Raw genomic sequence first — 23,939 nt, 5'->3', positions numbered from 1 at the left:
CACCTCTCCTGTTGATCGCGCGTCATCGCGCGGGGACGGTGGGGACACTCGGCCCGGCGGCCGGCTCGGGCGCGGTCAGCGTGTGGCGTCCGACCAGGCCGGCCAGCAGGCCGGCGGCGACCGCGGCGGGGATCACGGCGAACCCCAGGGTCAGCGAGTGGGCCGCGAGGGCGCCGGCCAGCGCCGCCCCGGCGGCCGCGCCGACCGACTCGGCGGTGCTCAGCCAGGCCCACGCCTCGGTGGAGTGGCTCTTCGGCACCACGATGTCGAGCAGTTCGTAGAGCACGACGTTGGTCACGCCCCAGGCGAGGCCCACCACCAGCAGCAGCGCCCCGACCACCGGCTCGGGGGGCGTCGGCACCAGGGCCAGCGTGCTGACCAGCAGCAGGGCCAGCCCGGCCACGTACCGGCCGCCCGGGGTGTACGTGGCGAGCTTCGGGGACAGCACGCTCCCGACCACCCCGCCGACGCCGAGCGCGCCGAGCATCAGGCCGGCCGCCCAGCGGTCGCCCCGGTCCGTCGCCAGCGCCACCACCACCACGTCCACCGCGCCGAGGCCGAGGCCGGCGCCGATGCCGCCGACCGCGATCGTGCGCAGTCCGGGGAAGCCGATCGCCCCCAGCACGCCGCGGGACTCCTTCGGCGCCGGCCCGTCGGCGGCCGGTTCGTCCGCGCCGTCCGTGGCGGGTGCGCCGGCCGGGCCGGTCTGCGGGCCGATCAGCAGCAGGCCCAGGGTGGTGAACAGGGCCGCCACCGCGAGGCCCGCGGACGGGTTCAGGAGGGTGGCGAGCAGGGCCGCCGCCGGGGCGCCGCCGATCTGCGCCAGGTCACCCAGCATCGCGGTCAGCGCGTAGGCGCGGGGCAGGTCCGCCTCGGGCACCACGTCGGACCAGCGGCCCCGGGCGAAGCCGATCAGCGGCGGTGTGGAGCCGCTGACCACGGCGGCCAGGACCACGAACACCGCGCCGCCGGCGTGCATCCGGGCCGCGCCGATCATCAGCAGCAGCGCGGTCACCTGGACGGCGGCGAGCGCCGGCAGCGTGCGCCGGGGGCCGTAGCGGTCCACCAGCCGGCTGCGCGGCACGCTGACCAGGGCCGCCGCCAGGCCGTAGGCGGCCGCGGCCAGGCCGGCCGCCGAGTAGGAGCCGGTCGCGTCGATCACCTGGAGCACGATCGCCAGGGCGATGATCGCCACCGACACCCAGGCCGAGGCGCAGGCGAGGGCGAGCCGGCGGGCGCCCCCGCCCTTCGGGAGGAGCATGGTCGAGATGCCGCTGTTCATCGGTCGGTGTCCTCGATCTCGTCGAGCAGGTGCTCGAGTTCGGTGTCGTCGAGCCCGGCCAGCAGCTCCAGGTCGACGCGGTCGCAGAAGTCCGCCAGGTCCACGGTGTCCATCACCTGGCGCAGGGAGAGCCGGACGCCGAAGCGGTCGCCGATCGCGCCCAGCATGCTGGCGGCGGTGAGGGAGTCCCCGCCGAGGGCGAAGAAGCCGTCCCGCCGGCCCACGCCGGTACGGCCCAGCACATCGGCCCAGATCGCGGCGACGTCCCGCTCGGTGGCGGTCAGCGGGGCTTCGGAGGCGGTGTCCGCGGTCCGCCCCTCGGCGCCGGGGCCGCCGGGCGGCTCGGGCAGGGCGGCCCGGTCGAGCTTCCCGTTGCCGGTCAGCGGCAGGCGCGGCAGGACCACCACCGCGGACGGCCGCAGCTGCTCGGGCAGGTGCCGCGCGGCGTGCGCCGCCAGCTCGGCCGGCAGCTGCCGGGCCGCCGGGCCGTGGGTGCGCGGGCGCGGCACATTGGCGCTGGCCGGGCCCGGCGGCCGCCCGGCGGGCCCGGGGAAGACCACCTCCCAGGTGTGCGCGCCGATCACCGCGTCGAACGCGCCGTCGCGGTGCCCGGCCCGCCAGCTCACCGCCACCGGCCGGCCGGCCGCGGCCGCGGCCCGCTCGACCTCGGCGGGGGTCAGCCCGCCGGCCGGGACGACGGACCCGCCCCCGTCGAGGAGTTCGGCGGCGGAGCTGACCAGTGTGGCCAGCCGCGGGTGCGGTACGGCGCGCAGCAGCACCCGATCCCCGCGCTCGGCCAGGTGGCGCAGGCCCGGGGCGTCGAGCGCCCCGGCGTCGATCCAGCTGCCGTCGACGGCCGCCGGCCCGTTCGCCGCGGGCGTCAGCACCACGTCGTAGCGGAAGGTGTTCAGCTCGTTGTCGTGCGGGCCGGTCTTCGGCGCCACGCGCGGCGCGGCCAACCCGTGCTCGGCGGCGAACTGCTCGAACCAGGCCGGGGCCAGCAGGAGTTCGCCCTCGTCGGCGAGCTCCTGGCGGGCCAGACGGCGGTGCTCCGCCGGTGTGCTGTCCGGGTGCCGGTGCCGCACCACGTCCACCTGGAAGGCATCGTGCAGCGCGAGGTGGCGCACGTCGCCGACGAACAGGTGGCCGTGCGGCTCCAGCACCGCCAGCGCGTTGCGCAGCACCGTCCGCAGGTACTCCTGGTCCGGGAAGTACTGCGCCACGGAGTTGATCACGACGCAGTCGAAGGTCTCGCCCGCGAGCGCGGCGAGGTCGGTGCCCTCGGCCCGGTGCACCGAGACCCCGGCGAGCGGGCGGGCCCGCAGCCGCTCGCGCAGCAGGTCCACGGTGGTGGCGGACAGGTCCGTGCCCGCGTACCGCTCGCAGTGCGGCGCCAGGCGCCACATCAGCAGGCCGCTGCCGACGCCGATCTCCAGCACCCGGCGGGCGCCGAGCTCGGCGATCCGGGCCACCGTGCGACCGACCCAGTCCCGCATCTCCTCCTCGGCCATGGCCCGGCCGGTGTAGCTGCTGGCCCAGCCGCGGACGTCGAACTGCGGGTCCACGGTGTCCGCGCCCGCGTGCGCGGCCTGGAACACCTCCTGCCAGGAGGCGACCGTCCGCTCCGGCGTCCCGGTGTCCGGCGCGGCCGTGACGTAGGCGACCAGCCGCCGGGCTCCGGAGGCGTCGGCGCGGGCGACGACCGCGGCCTCGGCCACGCCCGGGTGCCGGGCCAGCTCCGCGGCCACCTCGCCGGGCTCGACCCGCACGCCGCGGATCTTCACCTGGTCGTCGACCCGTCCGACGAACTCCAGCCGGCCGTCCGCCAGCCGGCGCACCAGGTCGCCGGTGCGGTAGACCCTGGCACCGGGGCGGAACGGGTCCGGCGGGAAGCGCTCGGCGGTCAGCTCCGGCCGCCCCAGGTAACCCCGGGCGACGCCGCCCCCGCCGATCCACAACTCACCCGCCGCCCCGGCCGGCACCGGCGCGCCCCGCTCGTCCACGACGTAGGCGCGGGTGGCGGTCACCGGGGCGCCGATGGTGGGGGTGGCGCCGGCCTCGTCCAGCGGCTGGGCGGTGGCGTAGACGGTGGCCTCGGTCGGCCCGTACAGGTTGAAGAACCGGGTGCCGGGGATCGCTCGCAGGCGGTTCCAGAGCGCCGGGCCGGTGGGCTCACCGGCCACGACCACCACCGACGGGGCCCGGTCCTGGTCCTCGAACAGGCCCAGCGAGACCAGCACGGCCAGCTGCGAGGGCGTCACGTCGATGACACCGACCCGGTGTTCGGCCAGGTGGGCCGCGAGGGCGTGGGTGTCCCGCCGGGTCTCCTCGTCGACGATCCAGCCGGTGTCGCCGCGCAGCAGCCAGGAGAGCTGGTTGACCGAGGCGTCGAAGGCGAAGGAGGCGGTCAGCCCGACCAGCAGCGGCCGCGGGCCGGCCGCCGGGTGCAGCACGTGCCGGTTGGCGCGCAGCAGGTGGGCGAGGTTGCCGTGCTCGACCTCGACGCCCTTGGGGCGGCCGGTCGAGCCGGAGGTGTAGATGACGTACGCCAACTGGTCCTCGGCGCGCGGGAGTCCGAGGTTGCTCTCGTCGTCGCACGCTCCCGCCGGGCCGTCGGCGCGGGCCAGGGCGTCGTCCAGGGTGATCGCGGGCACCTCGGTCCGCAGCTCGTCGAGGGCCTGCGCCCGGGCGAGCAGCAGCTGCGGCCGGCAGTCGTCCAGCAGCAGGCGCAGCCGCTCCACCGGGTGGGCCGGGTCCAGCGGCACGTACGCGCCGCCGGCCTTCCAGACCGCCAGGATCGCCACCACCGACACCGCCTCGCGCCCGGCGTGCAGCGCCACCCGCGAGCCGGCCCCGACCCCGGCCGCGACCAGGCGGCGGGCCAGCCGGTTGGCGGCCGCGTTGAGCCGGCCGAACGTCAGCGCCTCGCCGGGCCGGGCCAGGGCTGGCCGGTCCGGGTGCTCGGCGGCCCGCTGTTCGAAACAGGTGACGATGTCGTCGGTCGGGCCGGGCGCGTTCGGCCCGGCGTTCCGTTCCGCCGGTGCTACCGGCTCGGTCGAAGAGATGAGTTGAGACACCAGCCAGCTCCAGGGCGTGGGTTGGGTACGACGGAGGGGGAGGGACGGCGCGGGGTCGGGCGGGCCGGGCCGTGGGGGCCGAGCGGCGGCCGCGCTCACCGCGCGGTCATCAGCACGCCCCGTTCGGTGACGGCGTGCAGGATGGTCGTCACGGCGCGGGCGGCGTCCAACCCGCAGTGCCGCGGCGGCTTCCCGGTGGCCAGCGCCTCGGCCATGTCCCGGTAGACCTCCAGGCGCAGCCGCGCTCCCGGGAGCGCCGGGTGGTCCTCGATCACGCCCCCGGTCTCGGTGGTCACCTCGCCGTCCTGGACCAGCAGCCGGCAGTCGGCCCCGAGGACCTCCAGCCGTGCGACGCGGACGGTGGACTCGGCGGTGACGGCGAAACCGAGCGTCGCCCCGCCCCGGTAGTCGACGACCCCGGCGATCCGGGAGTCGATCCCGGCGGCGACCTCGCGGCGGCCCACCACGTGGACCGCGGCGGGCTCGCCGAGCACCTGGCAGGCGAGGTCCAGGTAGTGCGCGCCGAGGTGGGCGCCGACGCCGCCGAGGGCCCGGGCCGGGTCGTGCCGCCAGCCGGCCCGGTGGTAGTGCGCGGTCGGGCGGAAGCGGGACACGTGCAGCACGGCGGTGGCGCCCGGCCCCCAGTCCCAGCGCAGGACCTGCTCCGGGATCAGCCGCCGGTGCTGGAACATCACCCCGACGGGCCGCCCGACCCGCCGGCTGACCGCGAGCAGCCGGTCGACCTCCGCCGGCGAGCAGGCAGCCGGCCGTTCGAGCAGCACCGCCTTGCCGGCCGCCAGGGCCTGCTCCGCGAGCTCGGCCCGCCCGCCGGGGGGCGTGCACAGCGCCACCAGCTCCACCTCCGGGTCGCCGAGCAGCTCCGCCCAGCCGGAGCTGCGCCGCAGCGGCCCGAGGTCCGCCGCCCGGTCCGGCACCAGCACGGACCTGATCCGCGCCACCCCGCTGCCCTCCAGCGCTGCCGCGTGCCGGCGGCCGGCGACACCGAAGCCGACCAGCCCGACGCCGAGGGTCATCGGACCGGTCCCAGGCTGGTGGTGCGGTCCACGGCGCTCCTTCGGGGGGTGGGTGCGGGCCGCTCCCAGCCGGGGAGCGAGCGCAGCAGGGCGGCGGCCGCATCGGCCGCCTGACAACGGATCTCGGGAATCGCGGTGGACTCCAGGAGGTTCCCGCGGCGGGCCGCGCCGAGCGTCCACAGCGGTGGCGCCCAGGCCCGGTCGCGGGCGGGCAGCAGGCGCCCGTCGGCGGCGGTGTCCAGCCCGACCCCGGCCGGCCCGGGGCGGGCCGTCCCGCGGTTCAGCAGGCCGCCGAGCAGCGGGTCGGGCACGGTACGCGGGTCCAGCGGCGCGCCGGTGCAGTCGACCACCGCCACCACCTCCAGCTCCCGCCCGTCGGACAGCCGCACCCGCAGGCCGTCGTCGGCACCGCGCGCGCCGACCATCTCGCAGGCCCGCACGGTCAGCCGGCCGGCGGCGCGCAGCGCGTCCAGCCGCCCGGCCGTCGCCGGGGCCAGCCGGTGCCGGTGGACCTCCCAGCGCCGGAGGTCCTCCCGCAGGAACCGGGCCCGGTCGACCGGCGACAGCCGGCCCCACAGGGCCGCGGTGACCGGCCGCAGGCCGTCCAGGCCCGGCCGCCAGTCGCCGCGGGCCCGCCGGGTCGCGGCCAGGTGCCGCAGGGTGGCGCGGCGCAGCGCGGCCAGCTCGTGCAGGCCGTCCAGCACCGGCGGGTCCACCGGCGGCAGCGGGTGCGAACGGTGTCGCTCGGGCAGCAGCCCGGTGCGGGAGACGGCGTGCACGGTGCGGCCGGCCCGGCCGAGGGTCACGGCCACGTCGGCCATGGTCAGTCCGGTGCCGACGAGCAGGACGTCCCCGCGGTCCGGGATCCGCTCCAGGGCTCCCGCCGCCCAGGGGTCGCGGACGAACCGGGCGTCGGAGCGCAGGCCGGCGGGCGCCCACGCGGCGTCGGACGGCAGGGGCCCGAGGGCGAGCACCGCCGCGTCGACGCGGTGACGCGCGCCCGAGGCGAGGTGCAGCACCGGCCCGGTCGGCCCGCCGTCGAGGTCGACGACCGTGTCCCGGTGGTGGACGAGCCGGGCCGAGCGGCCGCACCGCTGCGCCGTGCGGACCAGCAACTCGCCCAGGTACTGCCCGTACACCGCGCGGGGGACGAAGTCGGTGGCCGCGTACCGGTCGCCGGTGCGGGCGGCGAGCCAGCGCACGAAGTGTTCCGGGTCCTCGGGGAGCGCGCCCATCCGGCCGGCGGGCACGTTGAGCAGATGGCGGGGGTCGTGCGTGCGGTAGGCCGCGCCGCGGCCGGGTGCCGGGGCGGGGTCGACGAGCTCGACCGCGCAGCGCAGGCCGTGCCGGTCGGCCTGCCGGAGCAGTTGGACGGCGGCCAGGGTGCCGGCGGCGCCGGCCCCGATCACGGCGACCCGCGGGAGCGCGGTGTCCTCGGTCATGCCGCGCTGCCCGGGCGGACCGCCATGCCGGCGCCGAGCGTGTCGCCGTCGTGCTCGTCCAGCAGCAGGAAGGCCCCGGTCGCGCGGATCCGGTCGTAGGCGTCGACCGGGAGCTCGGTCATGGTGCGCAGGGTGACCGAGGCCAGTGCGTTGAGTTCGAGCTCGGCCGCCCCGGGGAGCCGGCCGGCCGTCGCCGGGTCGAAGCGGTCGCCGATCCCGCGGACCACCGCCCGGGTGACCTGGGTGCCGTGCCGCACCAGGAGGCGGGCGCCGACCCGCAGCGGGCGCGGGGAGAACCAGCAGACGGTGCCGGTGAGGTCGCGGGTCGGCTCCGGGGCGTCGGCGGCCGAGGCGAGCAGCTCGCCGCGGGAGATGTCGAGGTCCTCGTGCAGCCGCAGGACCACGGACCGCCCCGCGCCGGCCTCGGCCAGCTCCCGGCCGGCCGCGTCGATGGCGGCGATCCGGCCGGTGGCACCGGACGGCAGCGCGACGACCTCGTCACCCGGCCGCAGCACCCCGGACTCGATCCGCCCCGCGTACCCCCGGTACTCGCCGGCGCGGAGCACCACCTGCACCGGCATCCGGGCCGGCCGCGCGTCGGCGGGCGCGGCCGAGCAGTCCTCCAGCCGGGCGAGCAGCGGTCCGCCGGCGTACCAGGGCATGGCGGCGGAGAGCTCGACCACGTTGTCGCCGGTGGCCGCCGAGACCGGGACGACCACCGGTGCGGCGATCCCCAACCGCTCGGCCAGCGCGCGGAACTCCCGCTCCACGGCGCGGAACGCGGGCTCGGCCCAGCCGGCCAGGTCCATCTTGTTCACCACGAGCAGGACGTGCCGCACCCCGAGCGCGGCCACCACGGCCGTGTGCCGGCGGGTCTGGTCCGTCAGCCCGGCGCGCACGTCGACGAGCAGCAGGGCGGCGTCCGCCGTGGACGCGCCGGTGACCATGTTCCGGGTGTACTGGACGTGCCCGGGGGTGTCGATCAGGACGAACGACCGCCGGGGAGTGGCGAAGTAGCGGTACGCCACGTCGATGGTGATGCCCTGTTCCCGCTCGGCGCGCAGGCCGTCGGTCAGCAGGGAGAGGTCGAGCCCGGTGCCGCGGTCGTGCCCGGCCGCGAGCAGCGCGGCGAGCTGGTCGTCGGGCACCGCGCACGAGTCGTGCAGCAGGCGGCCGATCAGGGTGGACTTGCCGTCGTCGACGGAGCCGGCGGCCACCACGCGCAACAGAGTGTCGGTCATCAGAAGTAGCCCTCACGCTTGCGGTCCTCCATGGCGGCCTGCCCGACCCGGTCGTCGGCCCGGGTGGCGCCGCGCTCGGTGGTGCGGCTCAGGGCGACCTCGGTGACGATCGCCGGATAGTCGACGGCGCTGCTCTCGACCGCTCCGGTGCAGGTCACGTCACCGACGGTGCGGTAGCGCACCAGCCGCTCCTCGATCCGCTCGCCGGCGCGCAGCGGCACGTGCGGGGACTCGGGCAGCCACATCCCGTCCCGCCGCAGCACCCGGCGGCGGTGCGCCCGGTAGAGCTCCGGCAGGGGGACGTCCTCGCGGGCGAGGTAGCGCCAGACGTCCAGCTCCGTCCAGTTGGAGAGCGGGAACACCCGCAGGTGCTCGCCGGGCAGGTGGCGACCGTTGTACAGCTGCCACAGCTCGGGCCGCTGCCGGCGCGGGTCCCACTGGCCGAACTCGTCGCGCAGGCTGAAGATCCGCTCCTTGGCCCGGGCCCGGTCCTCGTCCCGGCGCGCCCCGCCGATCAGGGCGTCGAACCGGTGCTCGGCGACGGCGTCGAGCAGGGTGACCGTCTGCAGCGGGTTGCGCAGTCCGTCCGGGCGCTCGCGCACCCGGCCCGCGTCGATGGAGTCCTGCACCCGCGCCACCAGCAGGCGGGCACCGGCCCGTTCGGCCGTGGCGTCGCGGAAGGCCAGCACCTCGGGGAAGTTGTGGCCGGTGTCGACGTGCAGCAGCGGGAACGGCACGGGCGCCGGGCGGAACGCCAGCAGCGCGAGGTGGAGCACCAGAACGGAGTCCTTGCCGCCGCTGAACAGCAGGGCCGGGCGGTCGAACTGCCCGGCGACCTCCCGCAGGACGTGGATCGCCTCGTCCCGCAGGTCGTTCAGGTGTCCGTCCGGCGCCGGTGGCGCGCCGGCGGTGCGCCGGGCCGGCTCGGCGAGCGTGGTCATACCAGTCCTTCCCTGGTCAGGAGGTCGAGGAGGTCGTCGACGCAGGCGTCGGGGGTGCGGGCCTCGGTCTCCAGCCGGAGCTCCGGGCCCTCGGGTGCCTCGTACGGCGCGTCGAGGCCGGTCATACCGGTGCTCCGACCGGCCCGGGCCCGTGCGTAGAGGCCCTTGACGTCGCGTTCCTCGCAGGCCGCGAGCGAGGTGGCGACGTGCACCTCCAGGTACCGGACGCCGTCCGCGCGGTGCGCCCGGCGGACCAGGCGGCGCGCGTCCGCGTACGGCGCGACCACCGGGACGACGGCGAGGACGCCGTGCGCGGCCAACCGCCGGGCCAGGAAGCCGACCCGGCGCACCTGCTGGTCGCGGTCCGCCCGGGTGAAGCCGAGGTCGGGCGAGAGCTCGGCGCGCAGCGCGTCACCGTCCAGCAGTTCCACCGGCCGGCCGCCGTGGAGGCGGGCGCACAGGGCCCGGGCCAGCGTGGTCTTGCCGGCGCTCGGCAGGCCGGTCAGCCACAGGGTCGCGCCCGGTGGCCGCGCCGGCGGCGGGCCGGCCGGCGGCCGCGCCCCGGTTGCGGGAGTCGTCATCGCGTCCACCCCTTCCAGGCGCCGCGGGGCCGGCGGCGCCTGGCCCGGACGGCCGGGCCTACCACCAGCCGTTGCTGTCCGAGCCGGCCTGGGGCGAGGGGGTGCCGCTGGGGTCGGTGTGCGGCGCGGTGGTGGCGTCGGCGCCGTCGGCGGTCACCGAGACCTGGGCCGACGGGCCGGCACAGACACCTGCGGAGCCGGCGACGGCGGCGCCGCAGGCGACCAGCGCGAGTGTGGCGGCACCGACGAGCGATGGGACGAAACGGAACGACCTGGACATGACTCTCCCCGTGGATGGCGTTCGGATGGTCGACCGGGGGGCGCTGGCGGCGCCTCGCTCCGGCCTTCTGACGACAATCCTGCGCGTCCCGTGATCGGTAATCCACGGTTGCGGGCTGCGGCCATCGGCCATGACCGATGCTGGCCACGGCACCGGATCGTCTCACCTGATGAGACGGACCCGTTGGTGGCATGCCAAAAACACACGAGGTACTGTGCTAGGCCGCGGTCGATCCGCGACAGGTGGGCGCCGACCTCCACCCACGGGGTCACGGCGCCCCACGGGGGACAGGGGAGCAGGATGCGGCGTCACCTCGCCGGCACGGACACCGAGGCGTCACTCACCCAAGCCGTGTACCGGCTGATCCATCAACATCCGACCTGGCTGGTGGAGGACATCGCGGCCGACGCCGGCGTCTCGCACGCCGAGGTCGAGGCCGCGCTGGACCCGTTGGAACGGCTCGGCCTGCTCGCGCCGTCCGCCACCGCGCCCGGCGGCTACAGCGCGATCGACCCGGAGGCCGCCCTGAGCCGCCTCTTCGCCGCCGAGGAGCGGCAGGTGACGCTGCACCAGCAGCAGATCGCCCGCACCCGGGAGTCGATCCGCACCATCATGAGCGGATTCGTCCGGCTGCGGGCCGAGGAACGGGGCGTCGTCGAGATCGAGACACTGCGCAGCGGCAGCCAGGTCAACGCCTTCATCGACGACGCGGTCAGCATGGTGCAGTCGCACGAGAGCACCATGCACCCGGGCGGCATCCCGCCGGTCGAGGTCATGGACGACATGCTCCTGCGCGATCAGGAGGTGATCGGCCGTGGCATCGAGGTCCGCACGCTCTACGCCCGGCACGTCGCCGAGGTGCCGCACATGGCCGAGTACCTGGCGGAGATCACCCGCCTCGGCATGGACGTCCGGATCTCCGCGCACCTGCCGCTACGGATGCTGATCTTCGACGAGGGCCTGGCGCTGCTGCCGATCGACCCCCAGGACAGCTCGCGCGGTGCCTTCGCCATCCGGGGCACCGAACTCGTGCGCTCGCTCCAGACGTTCTTCGACTTCTGCTGGCACGACGCCGCCCCGCTGGACCGCGGCGGTTCGGGCGCGGCCGTGGACGTGCCGCTCACCGCCCAGGAACACCTGATCATCCGGATGCTCGCCGCAGGTGTGAAGGACGAGACCATCGCCCGCCAGCTGGGCGTCTCCGCACGGACCCTGAGCCGGACCATCTCGGGGCTGCTGGACAGCCTCGGCGTGCAGACCCGGTTCCAGGCCGCGCTGAAGATCGCCGAGATGGGGATCCTGGAGCAGGCCGCGTCCGTCGGCTGACCCGACCGCCCACCGCTCGCCCACCGCCCGCGCGGAGCGGCAACGCCCTTCGCCGCGGGCGGTCCGGGCGGCGTCCCGTACCGCCCGGGCGGCCCCGGAACGCAGAAGTGCCGGTCGAGACGGATCTCGACCGGCACTCTCCGTGAACCCTTGGGTTCACCTTCGGTGTCCGAGGGGGGACTTGAACCCCCACGCCCGATAAAGGGCACTAGCACCTCAAGCTAGCGCGTCTGCCATTCCGCCACCCGGACCAGGTGTCTCGCCCGCGCCGCTCTCCGCCGCGCTGACTCCGTAACTGTAGCAAAGATCGGCTGGCGGACCCAAAACCGCCCGGGGCACCGGGAGGGCGGCCCGCGGCCGGGAAACTCGGTCTTGGGCGCGGGCGGTCGGCCGGGAGAGGATGGCGGGACGGTGCCCGCGGAGCCCCCGGGCCGGGGGTCGGCGTGCAGGTACGCCGCGCGGGCCGCAGACGTCGGCAGAGACGAGGAGTGACCGTGAGCGAGTCGAGGGCGGAGCAGGCGGGTGCCGCGCGGGTGACGGCGGAGTCGGAGGTCGCCGAGATCTGCCGTGACCTGATCCGGATCGACACCAGCAACTACGGGGACGGGTCGGGCCCGGGCGAGCGCAAGGCGGCCGAGTACGTCGCGGAGCAGCTGGCCGAGTTCGGCCTGGAGCCGACCATCATCGAGTCGGCCAAGGGCCGGGCGTCCACCGTGGTCCGGATCGAGGGGGAGGACCGCTCGCGGCCCGGCCTGCTGGTCCACGGGCACCTCGACGTGGTGCCGGCCAACGCGGCCGACTGGACCTACGACCCGTTCGCCGGCGAGATCGCCGACGGCTGCGTGTGGGGCCGGGGCGCGGTCGACATGAAGGACATGGACGCGATGACCCTGGCGGTGGTCCGCGACCGCCTGCGCACCGGCCGCAAGCCCCCGCGCGACCTGGTGCTGGCCTTCGTCGCGGACGAGGAGGCGGGCGGCACCTTCGGCGCCCGGTACCTGGTCGACAAGCACCCCGACCTGTTCGAGGGCGTCACGGAGGGCATCGGCGAGGTCGGCGGCTTCTCCTTCACGGTCAACAACGACGTCCGGCTCTACCTGATCGAGACCGCCGAGAAGGGCATGCACTGGATGCGGCTCACGGTCGAGGGCCGGGCCGGGCACGGGTCGATGGAGAACGACGACAACGCCATCACCGAGCTGTGCGAGGCGGTGGCCCGGCTCGGCCGGCACACCTTCCCGCTGCGGATCACCAAGACCGTGCGCGCCTTCCTGGACGAGCTCTCGGACGCGCTCGGCGTGCCGCTCGACCCGGAGAACATGGACGAGACGCTCCGGGTGCTCGGCGGCATCGCCAAGATGATCGGCACCACCCTGCGCAACACCGCCCAGCCGACCATGCTCGGCGCCGGCTACAAGGTGAACGTCATCCCCGGCCAGGCGACCGCGCACGTGGACGGGCGGTTCCTGCCCGGCTACGAGGAGGAGTTCCTGGCCGAGCTGGACAGCGTGCTCGGCCCGCGGGTGAAGCGGGAGAGCCTGCACACCGACAAGGCGATCGAGACCAGCTTCGACGGTGCGCTGGTGGACGCGATGCAGCTGGCGCTGCGCGCCGAGGACCCGATCGCCCGGGCCGTGCCGTACTGCCTGTCCGGCGGCACGGACGCGAAGTCCTTCCAGGACCTCGGCATCCGCTGCTTCGGCTTCGCGCCGCTGCAGCTGCCGCCGGAGCTGGACTTCGCCGGGATGTTCCACGGCGTGGACGAGCGGGTGCCGGTGGACGGTCTGAAGTTCGGCGTCCGGGTGCTGGACCGCTTCTTCGACGCCTGCTGAGCGGCTCGCCGAGGCACCTGCCGAGGCACCAGCCGAAACGCCTGCCGAAACGCCGCGTCGGCGGCCGTCCGACGGCCCGTCCCGGGATTCCCGGGGCGGGCCGTCCGCATTGTCGGAGCTGATGATTAGGGACAATGCGACACGCTGGTGAAGAAACGATACCTCTTGGAATTCCGGGTCGATCAGGTGTGCGAGCTGTCACCGCTGGGAGTGAATGGGCGGGCGGCTCCGTACCCCGTTTGCCACACCCTCGTTCACCCATATGCAGTCCGGAGAACGGTCTGCGGAATCGACCAGGAGGAAACCATGAAGGTCAAGAAGATCGCCGCTGTCGCCGCTGCCACGGGTGGCCTGGTGCTCGCCGGTGCCGGTGTCGCGTCCGCCCACGGCGGCGCCACCGCGCACGGTGCGGCGGTCGGCTCCCCGGGCGTGCTGTCGGGAAACCTGATTCAGGTCCCGGTGCACGTGCCGGTCAACGTCTGCGGCAACACCATCAGCGTGATCGGCCTGCTGAACCCGGCGTTCGGCAACAGCTGCGCGAACTTCTGAGCCGCTCCCGGCCCGACGTCGATGGGCCGGTGACGGCCGGCCGGTGACGGCCGGCCGACCGGAGCGCCCCCTGAGCCGTGGATCCGCGGCTCAGGGGGCGTGGCGGTTTTTCACCCGCGTCCATTCGGGGGTCGTCGGACACGGCATCGAAGACATCACTCGATCGAATGAATTGCGGCCTTATGGCTCAACATCGGCCGCGGCCACTCGTTTACAGGTGTACCGGCGGAGGCATTCGTCGGGAATTCCGACAAGTACAGAAGTCAGGGGAGTCAATTGCGACAGGTCGCTAAGAAGGGCCTCCTCACTGCCGTGGCCACCGGCAGTGTGCTGGCCTCGACGGCGGGCTACGCCTACGCCGCCAGCGAGGCCCAGGGCGTGGCGGCGAACTCGCCCGGCGTGGGTTCGGGAAACGCGGTCCAGGTCCCGGTGGACATCCCGGTCAACGCCTGCGGGAACACCGTGGACGTCGTCGGCCTGCTCAACCCGGCCTTCGGCAACCAGTGCGGCAACGCGTCGCACACCAGGGGTGCCCACGCGCCGGCCCACGCGGGCGGCGCGTCGGCGAGCGGCACCACCCAGGGGTCGCCCGGCGTGGGCTCGGGGAATTCGGTCCAGGCCCCGGTGAGCGTCCCGGTGGACGCCTGCGGCAACTCGGTCAACGTGGTGGGCATCGGCAACCCGGCCTTCGGCAACGACTGCGCCAACCACAGCCACCCGGCCCCGACGCACCCCAGCCACCCGGTCACGCCCCCGGCCGGGGACGACTGCCCCGACCAGCCGGGCGCCCACAACCCGCCGCCGCCCGGTGAGACCACCCCCACCCCTCCGGGCACCACCACCCCCACCGGCACCCCGAGCGGTGGCACCCCGCGCACCGGCGGCGGCTCCGAGGGCTCCGGTCCGTCGCAGAGCACCCCTGGCAGCGTCACCCCGGCGAGCACCGGCTCGGCGCCGGCGGTGACCCAGACCCAGCTGGCCTCCACCGGCGCGGCCGGGGTGGAGCTGCTGGCGGGCACCGGCGCGCTGCTGCTGCTCGGCGGCGGCGTGCTCTACCGCAGGGCCCGCGCGGCGGCCTGACACCGCCCGCCATCGAGGCGCCCGTGGTCGTGGGGGGCGACTACGGGCGCCTGGCACCGCTGCCCCGGGGCACTGCCCCGGGTCGGCGCCCAAGGCCCCGCCCGCCGGTCACCAGCTGCTGCGCACCTGCCGGATGATCCGGCGCCGCAGCAGTACCGTCCGGCTGCCGTCCGGGAAGAGCCGCAGGCGGTCCAGCTCCCAGTGCCCGTACTCGGCGTGCTCGGTCAGCAGCTGGCGGGCCGCGTTGCGGGTGGTGCCCCGCGGCAGCCGCAGGGACTGGTACTCGTACTCCGGCTGCCGGGTCAGCTTGGGTGGCGTCAAGTCTCTCCTCCTGCGTTTCGGCTGTCGGCAAGCCTAGGGCCTGCCGCGGACAACCGGGCCGGGCGGACGGGCGGCGCACTCCCTCCGGCCTGCCGGGTTGTCCGCCGAGCCTGCCCTGGTCCGGGATGACCGTCCATCAGTTTTCGACTGTGGACGAGATACCCAGCGTTCGGCCGCCGACCCCCGGAATCACCCGTTCCGCTGGAGGCCGGGTCCGGTACAGATCCGCCCGGATCGGACATCGGGGGGTAACTTGCCGGGAATTCACGGCTGTAGGTGACAACCGCTGTGCGTGTCGCCGCCGGGTGGGGATAGCGTCTGCACCATGTCTGATGCCGCGCAGCTCACCGTCAACGAGGTACGCGCCGCCGCCGAGGCGGTCAAGGCCGCAATCGATCGCCACCTGGAAGCAGTTTCGAGCGCCACCGAAGCCGGCGAACCCGCTGTGGTCACTGCCTACGAGGAGCTCGCCGCGGCGGCCATCGCCTACGACCAACTTCTCTACGAAGCCTACGACGAGGTCACCCCCTTCGAAGTGCCCGGCGACGAGGCGGGCGGTGCCTACCACGGCCCCGACCAGCCCGAGGCGATCAGTGTGCTGATCCGCCGCGACTACCTGGTCGCCGACCCCTCCCGGCTGCGGGCGCAGGCCGAGCGGGTGGACAGCACGCTCACCCCGGGCGGTGGCGCCGGGGACGCCGTGACGGCCGCGATCGGCGTGCTGTTCGGCGAGTACGAGCCGGACGAGATCGCCGCCCGGGCGGACGAGTTCGGCCTGGAGGAGGGTGACTCCACGCTCTGGGTCTCGGCCACCGAGCCCACCGACCCCGGCGAGTGGCTGCCCGAGCCCTTCGACGGGCTGGACCCGCAGCTGCTGATCTGCCGGTTCGACGTCAGCGAGGTCTACGACGACGAGCTGGACGGCCTGGAGCAGGAGCTCTGAGCCCTGCGCGCACGGCGGGGGGTGAGGCACGCGCTCGCGTACCCCACCCCCCGCCGTGCGCCGGTCACTCGCGGCAGACGACGAAGTCGGGGTAGGCGTGCCGGCCGGGCCGGTCGCCGATCTCCTCGATCGCCGCGCGGATGTCCCGCAGCTGGGCCACGGTCATCTCCAGCGGGGGCTCGTCCGGCTGGTGGACGGTGCGGATCGGGTAGTCCACGCCGGGTTCGGTGGTCATCTCGATGTGGCAGCCGAGCACGTGGGTGACCCGGCGGGAGGCGGCGAAGTCGATCAGGCGGTCGATCGTCCGGCCGAAGGCCGCCCAGTCGGCCACGTAGAGCCGCCCCGGGTAGACGGTGTCCCCGGTGAGCAGGAAGCCGGTGCGCGGGTCGTAGTAGGTCACCGCCGCCGGATGGTGGCCGGGCGTGGCCAGGCACTCCAGCACCCGGCCGCCGAGGTCGACCAGGGCCACCCGGTCGGGGTCGTCGGCGAAGCCGAAGTACTCCCAGGCGTGGTCCAGCCCGGCCGGCACCAGCACGGTGTCCGGCCGGTCGGCGAACTGGGCGTCCCCCGCGACGTGGTCACCGTGGGCGTGGGTGTGCAGCACCAGCAGCCCGTAGCCGTCCCGCGGGTGGTCGGCCAGCCAGGCCGAGAGCAGCTCGTCGACGACCCGGCGCAGCGGGAAGAACTCGGCGTCGGCGGTGGCCCCGGTGTCGATCAGGACGGCCCGCTCCTCGCCGAACAGCAGGAACAGGAACGGGGCCTCGTAGTCGACCGCCATGTTCTGGCGCAGGATGACGGTGTGCTCGTCGTACGCGTGCACCTGGATGTCCGGGTCGGTGTTGTGCTTCGCGGAGGTCGACCCGTGGATCCACCGTACGCCGAGCGGCCCGGCCTGCGGTGTCCCCGTCGTACCCGTCCCCATGACGCCTCCAGCCCCGTGCCCCGACAGTCCTGTACCCCGGCGGCCCCGTACCCGACAGTCCCGTGCCCCGGTGGCCCCGTGCCCGATCCGGGCGACCGGCGGCGAGCCTACCGAAGGCCGCCGCCGCCCGCTCTCGGTTCACCCCTGCTCGGCGTGCTCGGCCAGGATGGCCCGCAGCCGGGTGGAGCGCGGCTGCGCGGGTCGCTGCGCGACGGCCTGGGCGAGGGCCTGGCCGGCCGCGTGGACCACGGACAGGTGCCGCTCGGCGCGGCCGAAGGCGGTGTACACCCACTGCCTGGTCAGCCCGGCCGCCGCGTCCTGGGGCAGCACCGCGACCACGGCCGGCCAGCGTCGGCCGACGGCCTGGTGGGCGGTCAGCGCCCAGCCGTGCCGCAGCCCGGCGGCCTGGTCGGGGGAGAGGGTCAGCCGCTCGCCGTCGGCCAGCTCCAGGTGCAGACCGGCCGCGTCGCCGTCCAGCACCCGGCCCGGCAGGGTGACCCCGAGGGAGGGGGAGTGGACCACCCGGTCGCCCGGGTCGAAGCCGCCGAACCGGCCGGGGCCGGGGTTGAGCCGGGCCTTGGCCGCCGCGTTCAGCGCCCGGGTGCCGGCGCTGCCGCCGTGGCCGGGGGTGAGCAGCACGGTCTCCTCGGCCGGGATGCCGAGCGCGCGCGGGATCGAGTCGCCGAGCAGTTGCAGCGCGCGGTGGACCGCCTCGCCGTCGTCCGTGGCGCCGAGGATCACCACCTCCTTCTCCGGTGCCTCGACGGTCAGCAACTCGCCGATGCCGATGCCGGAGACCAGCTCGCCGATCGGACCGAAGTCAGGAGTCCGGGAGGCCACCACCGGGCAGAGCTTGACGGCGATCAGGTCGGCGAAGAACCGGCCGGGGCCGGCCGACCAGAGCTGGCCCGGGTCTCCGCCGAGCACCAGCCGGGTGCCGTCCGCGACCGCCTCCAGCAGGGTGGCGGCCAGCTCGACGTCGAGCAGCGGCGCGTCCAGCACCAGCAGCAGGTCCAGCGCCAGGGTGCCGTCCTCGGCGCGGCCCGGACCGGCCGTACCGGCCAGCAGGTCGGCCAGGGTGGCCACCTGCCCGGCCGCGCCACAGGAGTCGGCGGCCGGCTCGGCAAGCAGCGCGGCCAGGCTGTCGCGGCCCTGCTCCGTCCAGGTGGCGGCCCAGGCCCGCAGCCCGAGGCCGTGCGCGGCGGCCAGCACGGCGGCGCTCTCGGCGCGGGCGGCCTCGCCGCCGGTGTGGGCCACCAGCGCGCCGTCGGCGACGGCCCGCAGCAGCGCGGCGGCGGAGGAGGACGGTGCGGCGGCGACCGCCTCGGCCCAGGCGGCCGGACCGGGCGCGGGAGCGGGAGCGGGCCCGGCGGCGTCGGTGCCGGCCTCGGTCCCGTCCCCGGCGTCGGCCTCGGTCTCGCTGTCGATCCCGGCCTCGGTCCCGTCCCCGGCGTCGGCCTGCTGCGCCCGGGACTCCTGGTACGCCCGGTACTCCTCGTCCGAGCCGGGGGTGAAGGTGGAGAGCACCCGGACCAGCCCGTCGGCCAGGCTCTCCTCGGCCAGCGCGAGCCGCTCCAGGGCGAGCACCGTGCGGGTCGGCGGCTCCTCCTCGTCGTCGGCGCCGGGGCGGCCGGGGAGCTCCTCCTGGAACGCCATCACCAGGCCGTCCACCACCACCGCCTGCAGGGCGGCGGCCGGGTCCGGCAGGCCGAGCCGCTCCAGACCGGTGGCCACCTCGCCGATCTCCTGGGCCGAGTGCCCGCGCAGGGCCGCCTGCTCCAGCAGCCACGGCACCAGGGCTTGTGCCCGCCGGGGGTCGCCCGGCCCGGCCTGCTGGCCGAGCAGGCCGCGGGCGAAGCCGTCCGCGTGCTCGGGCCGGACCCCGGGCAGGGCCAGGACGGCCCAGGGGTCGGCCCGCAGCGCCTCGGCGGCGCCCTCGCCCAGCTCGGCGACGGCGGCGGGGGCCAGCGAGGTGGGCGCGCCGCCCGCGGCGAGGACCTCGGCGGTGGCCCGCAGCGCGGCCTCGCGCTGCTGGTCGGCGGCCGGGCCGGTGGCGTCCGCGGCGGCGGGGCGCTCGGCGGAGCCCTCACCGGCGCCGCCCTGGCCGACCGCCCGGATCGCCTCCGCGAGGGCGGCCACCGTGCCCGCCCGCTGCTCCGGGGTGATCGGCTCGGTCTCGCTGCTCGCCGCTTCGGTCATGGGTTCGCTCCTCACAGCCGGCGCTACAGCTCCGTCCAGCCCTGGTCCGGGTAGCGGCGCAGTGGGGCTGACACGTCGTCCAGCGCGCCGCGGATCTCATCCGGAAGCGTAAGGGTCTCCACCGACAGCGCTGCCAGCAGCTGGGTCGCGTTCCGGGCGCCGACCAGCGCGCTGGCCACCCCGGGCCGGTCCCTGACCCAGGCCAGTGCCACCGCCAGCGGGCTGCTGGCGAGGCCGTCGGCGGCGGTGGCGAGGGCGTCGACGATCCGCCGGGAGCGGTCGCCGAGGTAGGGCTGGACGAAGCCGGACAGGTGCGCGGAGGCACCGCGCGACTCCGGTGGCACACCGTGCCGGTACTTGCCGGTCAGCACCCCGCGGCCCAGCGGCGAGCAGGCGATCAGCCCGAGGCCGCCGTCCAGGGCGGCGGGCAGCATCTCGCGTTCGATGCCGCGCTGGAGCAGCGAGTACTCCATCTGGGTGCTGGCCAGCGGGACCCGGTCGGGGGTGCCGCGCTGCCAGGTGGCGGCCTTCGCGAGCTGCCAGCCGCTGAAGTTGGAGACCCCCACGTACCGGGCGCGGCCGGAGGCGACCGCGAGGTCCAGCGCGTGCAGGGTCTCCTCGGTCGGCGTGGCGGGGTCGAACGCGTGCACCTGCCAGAGGTCGACGTGGTCGGTGCCGAGCCGGCGCAGGGAGGCGTCCAGCGCGGCCAGCAGATGGCCCCGGGAGCCGTCGAAGCGGCGGTCGGTGCCCGGCACGCTGCCCGCCTTGGTGGCGATCACCAGCTCGGAGCGGGGCACCAGGCTGTCGGTGAGGCGGGAGATCAGGTACTCCGCGCCGCCGTCGGCGTAGACGTCGGCGGTGTCCAGCAGGGTGCCGCCGGCGTCGACGAAGACCTTGAGCTGTTCGGCGGCCTCGTGCTCGTCGGTGTCCCTGCCCCAGGTCATGGTGCCGAGTCCGAGGCGGGAGACCCGCAGCCCGGTCCGTCCGAGGTGGCGCTGTTCCATCGGGGCGGTCCTCCGTCAGCTGACGAACACGCAGGTGAACACGGAGCTGGGGAGTGGCCTCCCGCTGCCGGCCGAGCGTAGCGCCCGCACCCTGGCGCAACCCCGAAAGACCCGCGCACACGCCGCGCGCGCCCGTCTCCACCCGCTTGCGGAGTCCGCTGCGCGCTCCCCCGCACGGGTGACGCAGCACACACCTACCGGCCAGTAGCATGTCGGTCGAAGGCAGGGTTACGCTCACGCCACGGACCGACTGGAAGGCTTGGCACCCATATGCGACTCGGGATCAACCTCGGCTACTGGGGACTCGGCATGGACGCCGACAACATCGCCGTCGCCCAGGAGGCCGACCGCCTCGGCTACTCGGTCTGCTGGGCCGCCGAGGCCTACGGATCGGACGCGGCCACCGTGCTCAGCTTCGTCGCCGCGAAGACCGAGCGGATCGACGTCGGCTCGGCGATCTTCCAGATCCCGGCCCGCACCCCGGCGATGACCGCGATGACCGCCGCCACCCTGGACACCCTCTCCGGCGGCCGCTTCCGGCTGGGCCTCGGGGTCTCCGGCCCGCAGGTCTCCGAGGGGTGGTACGGCGTCAAGTTCGACAAGCCGCTGGCCCGCACCCGGGAGTACGTGGAGATCATCCGCAAGGCGATGTCCCGGGAGCGTCTGGTGCACGAGGGCGCCAACTGGACGCTCCCGCTGCCCGGCGGGCCGGGCAAGCCGATCAAGCTCACGGTCCACCCGGTGCGCGAGCACATCCCGCTGTACATCGCCGCGATCGGCCCGAAGAACCTGGAGCAGACCGGCGAGATCGCCGACGGCTGGCTCGGCATCTTCTTCGCCCCCGAGCACGCCGCGCTCTCCCTCGACCCGCTGACGGCCGGCCGCGCCAAGACCGGCCAGGGCCTGGAGGGCTTCGACCTCTGCCCGACCGTGGCGATCTCGGTCGGCGAGGACGTCAAGGCGGCCGCCGACTCGCAGCGCTCCTACGCGGCCCTGTACATCGGCGGCATGGGCAGCAAGGACAAGAACTTCTACAACCAGCTCGCCCGCCGGATGGGGTACGAGCAGGCCGCCGACGAGATCCAGGAGAAGTACCTGGCCCGGGACTACGCCGGCGCCGCGGCCGCCGTGCCGCACGACCTGATCGACTCCACCGCCCTGCTCGGCGGCAAGGAGCGGATCGCGGACCGGATGCAGGCCTACGCCGCCGCGGGCGTCACCACGCTGACCCTCGCCCCGGCCGGCTTCACCCTGGACGAGCGGATCACCGCCCTGCGGACCGGGGTCGAGGCGCTGGAGCTGGCCGGCCTGGCCTGAGGCCCGGGGCAGAGGCCGGGTGCCCGGGGGCGGACGACCGCTCCCGGGCAGGGCAGGGCAGGGCAGGACGCGCGGGCGGCCCTCAGAGCCAGCCGGCGCGCTTGAAGGCCCGGTACAGCCACACGCAGGCGCCCGTCATCAGGGAGAGCGCCGCCGGATAGCCCCAGATCTGGTGGAGCTCCGGCATGTGGGTGAAGTTCATGCCGTAGATGCCGGCGATCATCGTCGGCACCGCGGCCAGCGCCGCCCAGGCCGAGATCTTCCGCATGTCGTTGTTCTGCTGCACGCTGACCTGCGCCAGATTGGCGTTCAGGATGTCCGAGAGCAGCCGGTCCAGGCCTTCCCCCAGCTCGTTCACCCTGGTCAGGTGGTCGGCGACGTCCCGCAGGTAGGGCTGGAGCTGCTCCGGCACGAACGGCACGTCCGGCCGCAGCAGCCGGGCGGCCGGCTCCTGGAGCGGCAGGGTGGCCCGGCGGAAGCGCATCACCTCGCGCTTGAAGGCGTAGATCCGCTCCGCGACGCCCTGGGCCCGGCCGGGGGCGAACACATCGGCCTCCAGCTCGTCCAGGTCCCCCTGGAGCGTGGTGGCGAGGTCCAGGTAGCTGTCGACCACCAGGTCGAAGACCGCGTACAGCACCGCGGCCGGGCCGAGCCTCAGCAGGTCGGGCTGCTTCTCCAGCTCCGAGCGCAACTTCCGCAGCGGGCTGTCCGAGCCGTGCCGGACGGTCATCACATACGAGTCGCCGACGAAGACCATCACCTCGCCGATGCTCATGGTGCGGTCGGCCGGGTGGTAGCCGATCGTCTTGAGCACCAGGAACAGCGCGTCCTGGTACTCCTCCAGCTTCGGCCGCTGATGGGCCGTCACGGCGTCCTCGGCCGCCAGCGGGTGCAGCCCGAACTCCGCGGTGACCAGGTCGAACTCCTCGGCGGTCGGCTCGGCCAGCCCTATCCACACGAAGGAGTTCCCGGCTGCCCGGGCGGCGTCCAGGGCGTCCGAGAAGTCGTCAGGCCCCTCGGTGCGGTGGCCGTCCCGATAGACGGCGCAGTCGACGATCATGTCGGCCATTGTCCCGCGCCTGGCGCCGAAGGGCCGTCACATCCACCGAACGCGCACGAGCCGACCACCCGGTGCGGGCGCCCGCGGGCACCCCGTAGGCTTGGCCGCATGCCCACCCTGCTGCTCGTCCGCCACGGCCGTTCCACCGCCAACACGGCCGGTGTCCTGGCCGGCTGGACACCGGGCGTCGACCTCGACGGGACCGGGCGCGCCCAGGCCGCCGAGCTGCCCGCCCGGCTCGCCGGGATCCCGCTGGCCACGGTGGTCTCCAGCCCGCTGGAGCGCTGCGGGCAGACCCTGGAGCCGCTGCTGGCGGCGCGCCCCGAGCTCGGCCCGGCGGAGCTCGACGAGCGGTTCGGCGAGTGCCACTACGGCGACTGGACCGGACGCCCGCTGGGCGAGCTGGCCAAGGAGCCGCTCTGGCGCACCGTCCAGGACCACGCCTCGGCCGCCGCCTTCCCCGGCGGCGAGTCGCTGCGCCAGCTCAGCCACCGCACGGTGGACGCCGTCCGGGACTGGAACGACCGGATCGCCGCCGAGCACGGCCCGGACGCGGTCTGGGCGGCCTGCTCGCACGGCGATGTGATCAAGGCCGTGGTCGCCGACGCGCTCGGCCTGCACCTGGACCACTTCCAGCGGATCTCGGTCGAGCCCTGCTCGGTCACCGCGATCCGCTACACCGAGCACCGCCCCTACCTGCTGCGCCTCGGCGACACCGGCAGCCTCGCCTCGCTGGCCCCCAGAACCGACGGCCCGGCCCCGAGCGGGGACGCGGTGGTCGGCGGCGACACCGGCGCGCCCGCACCGGCGCCCGCGTCCTGAACCCACCCCTCACCCGGCCGCCGCGCAAGCCGTAGGCTGGCCTGAGACAGCCCCTGCCCGATCCCGATCCGGAGCGAGAGAGTGCCCCGTCAGGTCTACTTCTACGACCAGCCCGAGCGGTTCGTGGCCGGTACGGTCGGCCAACCCGGCTCCCGCGCCTTCTACCTCCAGGCCAGCTCACGCGGGCGGATGACCAGCGTGCTGCTGGAGAAGACCCAGGTGGCGGCGCTGGCCGAGCGGGTCGAGGAGGTCCTGGACGAGGCCCTGCGGCGCAGCTCCGGCTCCCCGGCGATCCCGGCCGTGGCCCCCGCCGAGCTCATCGACACCGCCCCGCTGGACCTGCCGCTGGAGCAGGAGTTCCGGGTCGGCACCATGGCCCTGGCCTGGGACAGCGTCGACGAGTGCCTGGTGGTCGAGGCCCAGGCGGTGACCGAGGACGAGGACGAGGAGGCCGCGCTGGAGGACGAGGAGAACGGCCCGGACATGCTCCGGGTGCGGCTCAGCGGCGCGATGGCCCGGGTGTTCGCCAAGCGCGCCCTGGACCTGGTCGCGGCCGGCCGCAAGCCCTGCCCGTTCTGCAACCTCCCGCTCGACCCGGAGGGCCACCTGTGCCCGCGCGCGAACGGCTACCGGCGCTGAACACCCCGTCGCCCAGCGAGGCCGTCCCCGGCACCGACCCGAAGGCC

General features: G+C 75.2%; 21 protein-coding genes and 1 tRNA gene. 8 read left to right on the top strand and 14 right to left on the bottom strand.

Annotated features, from left to right (window positions below):
* Window positions 1-22 precede the first annotated feature (22 nt).
* From AB0K43_RS19675 to AB0K43_RS19640, 8 genes are all read right to left on the bottom strand, one after another.
* Window positions 23-1,282: an MFS transporter gene (locus tag AB0K43_RS19675; RefSeq protein ID WP_363641386.1), complete on the bottom strand. Its 1,260-nt coding sequence runs from the start codon at window positions 1,280-1,282 to the stop codon at window positions 23-25.
* Entirely contained in the window at window positions 1,279-4,359 is a 3,081-nt protein-coding gene (locus AB0K43_RS19670) for an amino acid adenylation domain-containing protein (RefSeq protein WP_363641384.1), read from the bottom strand. The genes AB0K43_RS19675 and AB0K43_RS19670 overlap by 4 nt, the downstream gene beginning before the upstream one ends.
* A 95-nt stretch (window positions 4,360-4,454) precedes the next feature.
* Complete coding sequence (locus tag AB0K43_RS19665; protein ID WP_363641382.1) at window positions 4,455-5,393, bottom strand: Gfo/Idh/MocA family oxidoreductase; 939 nt, start codon at window positions 5,391-5,393, stop codon at window positions 4,455-4,457.
* Complete coding sequence (locus AB0K43_RS19660; RefSeq protein WP_363641380.1) at window positions 5,390-6,835, bottom strand: FAD/NAD(P)-binding protein; 1,446 nt, start codon at window positions 6,833-6,835, stop codon at window positions 5,390-5,392. Before AB0K43_RS19660 ends, AB0K43_RS19665 begins: the two co-directional genes overlap by 4 nt.
* Window positions 6,832-8,076: a GTP-binding protein gene (locus AB0K43_RS19655; RefSeq protein WP_363641378.1), complete on the bottom strand. Its 1,245-nt coding sequence runs from the start codon at window positions 8,074-8,076 to the stop codon at window positions 6,832-6,834. The genes AB0K43_RS19660 and AB0K43_RS19655 overlap by 4 nt, the downstream gene beginning before the upstream one ends.
* Window positions 8,076-9,017 carry a sulfate adenylyltransferase subunit CysD gene (gene cysD / locus AB0K43_RS19650; protein WP_363641376.1) on the bottom strand — a complete coding sequence of 314 codons (942 nt, stop codon included), beginning with the start codon at window positions 9,015-9,017 and terminating at the stop codon, window positions 8,076-8,078. Before cysD ends, AB0K43_RS19655 begins: the two co-directional genes overlap by 1 nt.
* Window positions 9,014-9,598 carry an adenylyl-sulfate kinase gene (cysC, locus tag AB0K43_RS19645; RefSeq protein WP_363641374.1) on the bottom strand — a complete coding sequence of 195 codons (585 nt, stop codon included), beginning with the start codon at window positions 9,596-9,598 and terminating at the stop codon, window positions 9,014-9,016. Before cysC ends, cysD begins: the two co-directional genes overlap by 4 nt.
* A gap of 58 nt (window positions 9,599-9,656) precedes the next feature.
* Window positions 9,657-9,878 carry a hypothetical protein gene (locus tag AB0K43_RS19640; protein WP_363641372.1) on the bottom strand — a complete coding sequence of 74 codons (222 nt, stop codon included), beginning with the start codon at window positions 9,876-9,878 and terminating at the stop codon, window positions 9,657-9,659.
* A 300-nt stretch (window positions 9,879-10,178) separates the two neighbouring features.
* Here AB0K43_RS19640 and AB0K43_RS19635 point away from each other — a divergent pair, with 300 nt between their 5' ends.
* Complete coding sequence (locus AB0K43_RS19635) at window positions 10,179-11,204, top strand: helix-turn-helix transcriptional regulator (protein ID WP_363641370.1); 1,026 nt, start codon at window positions 10,179-10,181, stop codon at window positions 11,202-11,204.
* A 166-nt stretch (window positions 11,205-11,370) separates the two neighbouring features.
* On the opposite strand, the gene AB0K43_RS19630 is transcribed toward AB0K43_RS19635, so the two are convergent.
* A tRNA-Leu gene (locus tag AB0K43_RS19630) sits at window positions 11,371-11,455 on the bottom strand.
* Window positions 11,456-11,698: 243 nt separating this feature from the next.
* Between AB0K43_RS19630 and AB0K43_RS19625 the strand changes: the two genes are divergently transcribed.
* The 3 genes from AB0K43_RS19625 (at window position 11,699) to AB0K43_RS19615 (ending at window position 14,665) form a co-directional block, all read left to right on the top strand.
* On the top strand, window positions 11,699-13,036 hold the full coding sequence (locus AB0K43_RS19625) for a M20/M25/M40 family metallo-hydrolase (protein WP_363641368.1): 1,338 nt from the start codon (window positions 11,699-11,701) through the stop codon (window positions 13,034-13,036).
* A gap of 306 nt (window positions 13,037-13,342) precedes the next feature.
* On the top strand, window positions 13,343-13,585 hold the full coding sequence (locus AB0K43_RS19620) for a chaplin (RefSeq protein WP_363641366.1): 243 nt from the start codon (window positions 13,343-13,345) through the stop codon (window positions 13,583-13,585).
* 312 nt (window positions 13,586-13,897) lie between these two features.
* The gene (locus AB0K43_RS19615) at window positions 13,898-14,665 is read left to right on the top strand and encodes a chaplin (protein WP_363641364.1); all 768 of its coding nucleotides are present in this window, start codon (window positions 13,898-13,900) and stop codon (window positions 14,663-14,665) included.
* A 108-nt stretch (window positions 14,666-14,773) separates the two neighbouring features.
* On the opposite strand, the gene AB0K43_RS19610 is transcribed toward AB0K43_RS19615, so the two are convergent.
* A complete protein-coding gene (locus AB0K43_RS19610; protein ID WP_033817856.1) occupies window positions 14,774-14,971 on the bottom strand; it encodes a DUF5703 family protein in 198 nt (65 codons plus the stop codon).
* Window positions 14,972-15,311: 340 nt separating this feature from the next.
* On the opposite strand from AB0K43_RS19610, the gene AB0K43_RS19605 reads away from it, so the two are divergent.
* Entirely contained in the window at window positions 15,312-15,929 is a 618-nt protein-coding gene (locus AB0K43_RS19605) for a hypothetical protein (RefSeq protein ID WP_363641362.1), read from the top strand.
* Window positions 15,930-15,993: 64 nt separating this feature from the next.
* On the opposite strand, the gene AB0K43_RS19600 is transcribed toward AB0K43_RS19605, so the two are convergent.
* From AB0K43_RS19600 to AB0K43_RS19590, 3 genes are all read right to left on the bottom strand, one after another.
* Entirely contained in the window at window positions 15,994-16,851 is an 858-nt protein-coding gene (locus AB0K43_RS19600; protein WP_363641360.1) for an MBL fold metallo-hydrolase, read from the bottom strand.
* Between the two features lie 138 nt (window positions 16,852-16,989).
* Complete coding sequence (locus AB0K43_RS19595) at window positions 16,990-19,050, bottom strand: helix-hairpin-helix domain-containing protein (RefSeq protein ID WP_363641358.1); 2,061 nt, start codon at window positions 19,048-19,050, stop codon at window positions 16,990-16,992.
* 23 nt (window positions 19,051-19,073) lie between these two features.
* Window positions 19,074-20,054 (bottom strand): aldo/keto reductase, encoded by a 981-nt coding sequence (locus AB0K43_RS19590; protein WP_363641356.1) that lies wholly within the window; start codon window positions 20,052-20,054, stop codon window positions 19,074-19,076.
* A 270-nt stretch (window positions 20,055-20,324) separates the two neighbouring features.
* Between AB0K43_RS19590 and AB0K43_RS19585 the strand changes: the two genes are divergently transcribed.
* Complete coding sequence (locus tag AB0K43_RS19585) at window positions 20,325-21,371, top strand: LLM class F420-dependent oxidoreductase (protein ID WP_363641354.1); 1,047 nt, start codon at window positions 20,325-20,327, stop codon at window positions 21,369-21,371.
* An 82-nt stretch (window positions 21,372-21,453) separates the two neighbouring features.
* Here the strand turns inward: AB0K43_RS19585 and corA are convergent, their stop codons facing one another.
* The gene (gene corA / locus AB0K43_RS19580) at window positions 21,454-22,431 is read right to left on the bottom strand and encodes a magnesium/cobalt transporter CorA (protein ID WP_363641352.1); all 978 of its coding nucleotides are present in this window, start codon (window positions 22,429-22,431) and stop codon (window positions 21,454-21,456) included.
* A 108-nt stretch (window positions 22,432-22,539) separates the two neighbouring features.
* Here corA and AB0K43_RS19575 point away from each other — a divergent pair, with 108 nt between their 5' ends.
* Window positions 22,540-23,253: a histidine phosphatase family protein gene (locus tag AB0K43_RS19575; protein WP_363641350.1), complete on the top strand. Its 714-nt coding sequence runs from the start codon at window positions 22,540-22,542 to the stop codon at window positions 23,251-23,253.
* Window positions 23,254-23,334: 81 nt separating this feature from the next.
* Entirely contained in the window at window positions 23,335-23,892 is a 558-nt protein-coding gene (locus tag AB0K43_RS19570; RefSeq protein WP_350638412.1) for a DUF3090 domain-containing protein, read from the top strand.
* Window positions 23,893-23,939 lie beyond the last annotated feature (47 nt).

The sequence above is a fragment of the Kitasatospora sp. NPDC049258 genome (assembly GCF_040678895.1).
GTDB lineage: Bacteria > Actinomycetota > Actinomycetes > Streptomycetales > Streptomycetaceae > Kitasatospora.
Note: the sequence above shows the minus strand (reverse complement) of the source record. Positions and strands in the feature narration are given on the sequence as shown.